The organism is Achromobacter sp., assembly GCF_036567245.1.
Lineage (GTDB): Bacteria > Pseudomonadota > Gammaproteobacteria > Burkholderiales > Burkholderiaceae_B > Achromobacter.
The window spans coordinates 1-3,983 of the sequence record NZ_DATCUY010000348.1 but is presented as its reverse complement, the minus strand read 5'-3'; the positions used below and the strand labels follow the sequence as shown (position 1 = coordinate 3,983).

General features: G+C 66.1%; 4 protein-coding genes. All 4 read left to right on the top strand.

Annotation, left to right across the window (positions count from 1 at the left end; genetic code table 11):
• Window positions 1–385: biotin transporter BioY (locus VIR09_RS15220; protein WP_332013626.1), on the top strand; the 385-nt coding region annotated here is incomplete at its 5' end.
• A gap of 243 nt (window positions 386–628) precedes the next feature.
• Window positions 629–1,792: an ABC transporter substrate-binding protein gene (locus VIR09_RS15215; protein WP_332013625.1), complete on the top strand. Its 1,164-nt coding sequence runs from the start codon at window positions 629–631 to the stop codon at window positions 1,790–1,792.
• Window positions 1,793–1,950: 158 nt separating this feature from the next.
• Complete coding sequence (locus VIR09_RS15210; RefSeq protein WP_332013624.1) at window positions 1,951–2,988, top strand: branched-chain amino acid ABC transporter permease; 1,038 nt, start codon at window positions 1,951–1,953, stop codon at window positions 2,986–2,988.
• A gap of 5 nt (window positions 2,989–2,993) precedes the next feature.
• A partial coding sequence (locus VIR09_RS15205) for a branched-chain amino acid ABC transporter permease (protein WP_332013623.1) occupies window positions 2,994–3,983 on the top strand: 990 nt, incomplete at its 3' end.

Genomic DNA, 3,983 nt, shown 5'->3' with positions numbered 1-3,983 from the left:
GCTGTATCTGGCGCTGGCGGCGGTCGGCCTGCCCGTGCTGCCGGGCGGCCGGGGAGGGCTGGGCGCCTTCTTCGGTCCTACCGGCGGTTTTCTCGTGGGGCTGGTGGCGGGCGCGTTCGTCACCGGCTGGCTGGCGCGCAGCCTTGCGGGTCGCGCCACGGGCGGTTGGGCGAAGTTCGCCGGCTATGTGGCCGCTTGCGTGGTGGGCGGCATTGCCGTGGTCTACGCCTGCGGCGTGCCCTGGCTGGCCGCGGTGACGAAGATGGGCCTGGCCAAGGCTGCGATGGCGGTAGCCGTGTTCCTGCCCGGCGACCTGGCCAAGGCGGTGGTCGCGGCCTGGGTGGCGTCGCGGGTTGAGCGCGTGTGGCCGATGTTGGGGCGCTGAGACATGCGCCGCTTTCCAAGGGAATCCCCCAACTGACGGCTGGTGAACTTATCTAGTACAAGTTCGCCATTAACGAATGCGTTTGCTAAAACGTGTTTTGGGTAGCACATCAGGGAATTACCGGAGTTGCGCATCGTCATCTGATACTGTTTTAACCCTATAATATTTTTTTCTGTATAACTTTAACTAGGCTCGCCTTAGCCTCGACCGAGGCGCACAAGAGCCACCACAGGAGACAAAAATATGCGCAAGCACTTCGGCTTGTCCGCGGCGGCTGCCGCCATTGCCCTGGCCCTCCCGCTATTGGCGAGCGCCCAGGTCAAGGTCGGCGTGACCGTGTCCAGCACCGGTCCCGCCGCGTCGCTGGGTATCCCCGAGCGCAACACCGTGGCCCTTCTGCCCAAGGAAGTGGCCGGCCAGAAGATCGAATGGATCGTCCTGGACGACGCTACCGACACGACCCAAGCCGTCAAGAACTCGCGCAAGCTGGCCACCGATGACAAGGTCGACGTGCTGATCGGCACCTCGGTCACGCCGGGCTCGCTCGCCATGGTCGACGTGGCCGCCGAAGCCAAGGTGCCGATGATCAGCGTGGCCGCCAGCGCCAAGATCGTCGAACCCGTGGACGACAAGCGCCGCTGGGTCTTCAAGACCCCGCAGAATGACGCTCTGATGGCCGGCGCCCTGGCTGACGCCATGGCCAAGTCCAAGGTCAAGACCCTGGGCTTCATCGGCTTTGCCGACGCCTACGGCGACGGCTGGCTGGACGTGATGCAAAAGGCTGCCAAGGCCAAGGGCATCGAAATCGTCGCCATCGAGAAATACAGCCGCACCGACACCAGCGTGACGGGCCAGGTGCTCAAGCTGGTCGGCGCCAAGCCCGACGCCATCCTGATCGCCGGCGCCGGCACGCCCTCGGCCCTGCCGCAGAAGGAACTGAAGGCCCGCAACTACGGCGGCACCATCTACCAGACGCACGGCGCCGCCAACAACGACGTGCTGCGCGTTTGCGGCAAGGACTGCGACGGCATGCTGCTGCCCGCCGGCCCGCTGCTGGTCGCGGCCCAACTGCCGGACAGCAACCAGGTCAAGAAGTCGGCCCTGGCCTACGTGGAAGCCTACGAAAAGGCCAACGGCGCCGGTTCCACCAACACGTTCGGCGGCCACATGTGGGATGCCGGCCAGCTGGTCGTGGCCGCGCTGCCCGTGGCGCTGAAGTCGGGCGCCAAGCCCGGCACGCCGGAGTTCCGCGCTGCCATGCGCGACGCGCTGGAAGGCGTGAAGGACCTGGCCGCTTCGCAAGGCGTGTTCAACATGTCGCCGACGGACCACGCCGGCTTTGACGAGCGCTCGCGCGTCATCGTCAAGGTGGAAGGCGGCAAGTGGGTCTACCAGCCCGGCCTGTAATCCCCCAGGATCGCCCGATCCAAGGGTGCGCAAAGCGCGGCGGCGCCCGCCGCCCGCCGCGCGGCACCCCAGCAATGCTTCGCACCGGCCTTTCCGGCCGGTGTGTCGTATCAGTGTCCCGGGTGCGGCCGGAACACCAGAATAAATAAGGTTGTTAGATGGATTCCACAATTGCGCTGATCCTGCTGCAAGACGGTGTCGTCAACGGCGCCATCTATGCCCTCCTGGGCATGGCTCTGGTGCTGGTATTCGCCGTTACGCGCGTCATTTTCATTCCCCAGGGCGAGTTCGTGGCGTTTGGCGCCCTGACCCTGGCCATGCTGGTGGACGGCAAAGTGCCGGGTACCGCCTATCTCCTGCCGCTGCTGGGCGTCGTCTGCCTGGCGCTCGAACTGCTGCGCGCGCTGCGCACCCGCAGCGCCGCCGCGCTGCCCAAGGCCATCGCCACCTGTGTGGTCCTGCCGCTGGCGCTGCTCTGGCTGACCGTGACCTACACCGCTCCCGGCAATTCGCTGTGGCTGAACATGCTGCTGACGCTGCTGCTGGTGATCCCGATGGGTCCGATGGTCTACCGCATCGTCTACCAACCGCTGGCCGAAGCCACCGTGCTGGTGCTGCTGATCGTTTCCGTGGCCGTGCACTTCGCGCTCACCGGCCTGGCGCTGGTGTTCTTCGGCGCTGAAGGCTGGCGCACTCCCGCCTTCGTCAGCGGGCAGATCGACCTGGGCTTCATGACCTGGTCGGCGCAAAGCCTGTTCGTGGTGGCGACTTGCGCCCTCCTGATCATCGGCCTGTGGCTGTTCTTCGGCAAGACGCTGTATGGCCGCGCGCTGCGCGCCACGGCCGTCAACCGCCGCGGCGCCCGCCTGGTCGGCATCAGCACCACCATGTCCGGCAGCCTGACCTTCACGCTGGCCGTCGCCATTGGCGCCATGTCAGGCATGCTGATCGCGCCCATCACCACCGTGTACTACGACACCGGCTTCCTGATCGGCCTGAAGGGCTTCGTCGGCGCCATCATCGGCGGCCTGGCCAGCTACCCCGTGGCCGCCGCGGGTTCGCTGCTGGTGGGCGTGCTGGAATCCTTCTCGTCCTTCTGGGCCAGCGCCTATAAGGAAGTGATTGTCTTCACCCTGATTATCCCGGTTCTGGTGTGGCGTTCGTTCAGCACCCATCACGTGGACGAAGAGGAATAAACGTCATGAACCGCATTTTGCTCGTCCTCTTCCTCGTCGTCCTGGCGGGCCTGCCCATGGTGCCGGCCACGCCCGAATTCTGGGTGACGCAACTCAACTACATCGGGCTGGCCAGCCTGGTGGTGCTGGGCCTGGTGCTCCTGACCGGCGTGGGTGGCCTGACCTCGTTCGGCCAGGCCGCGTTCGTGGGCCTGGGCGCCTACACCACCGCCTTCCTGACCACGCAATACGATGTCTCGCCCTGGCTGGCGCTGCCGGCCGGGCTGGTCCTGACGGCCGTCGTGGCCTACCTGCTGGGCGCCATCACCCTGCGCCTGTCGGGCCACTACCTGCCGCTGGGCACCATCGCCTGGGGCCTGTCGCTGTACTTCCTGTTCGGCAACATCGATTGGCTGGGCAAGCACGACGGCATCGCCGGCATCGAGCCCATCAGTATCTTCGGCATGTCGCTGGCCAGCGGCCGCCACATCTATTACCTGATCTGGGTGTTCGTGCTGCTGGCGCTGTGGGCGACCCGCAACCTGTTGAACTCGCGTCCTGGCCGCGCCATCCGCGCGCTCAAGAGCGGCGCTGGCATGGCCGAGTCCATGGGCGTGAACACCGCCGCCTACAAGGTCGTGATCTTTGTCTGGGCGGCATTGCTGGCCTGCGTCTCCGGCTGGCTCTACGCGCACATGCAGCGCGCCGTCAGTCCCAGCCCGTTCGGCATCAACTACGGCATCGAGTACCTGTTCATGGCGGTGGTCGGCGGCGCCGGCTACGTCTGGGGCGCCCTGCTGGGCTCCAGCGTCATCCTGGTGCTCAAGGACCAGCTGCAGAACCTGTTGCCCAAGCTGCTCGACACCAACGCCAACTTCGAGATGATCGTCTTTGGCGTGCTGCTGATCCTGATGCTGCAATACGCCCGCAACGGCCTGTGGCCGATCCTGGCGGGCTGGTGGGACAGCATCACCGGCGCCGACGGTTCGCGCCGCAACCTGGCGCCGCCCGCGCCC

Coding starts and splice junctions, on each gene's coding strand:
- VIR09_RS15215 (WP_332013625.1), top strand. CDS start 629: ATGCGCAAGCACTTCGGCTTGTCCGCGGCGGCTGCCGCCATTGCCCTG.
- VIR09_RS15210 (WP_332013624.1), top strand. CDS start 1,951: ATGGATTCCACAATTGCGCTGATCCTGCTGCAAGACGGTGTCGTCAAC.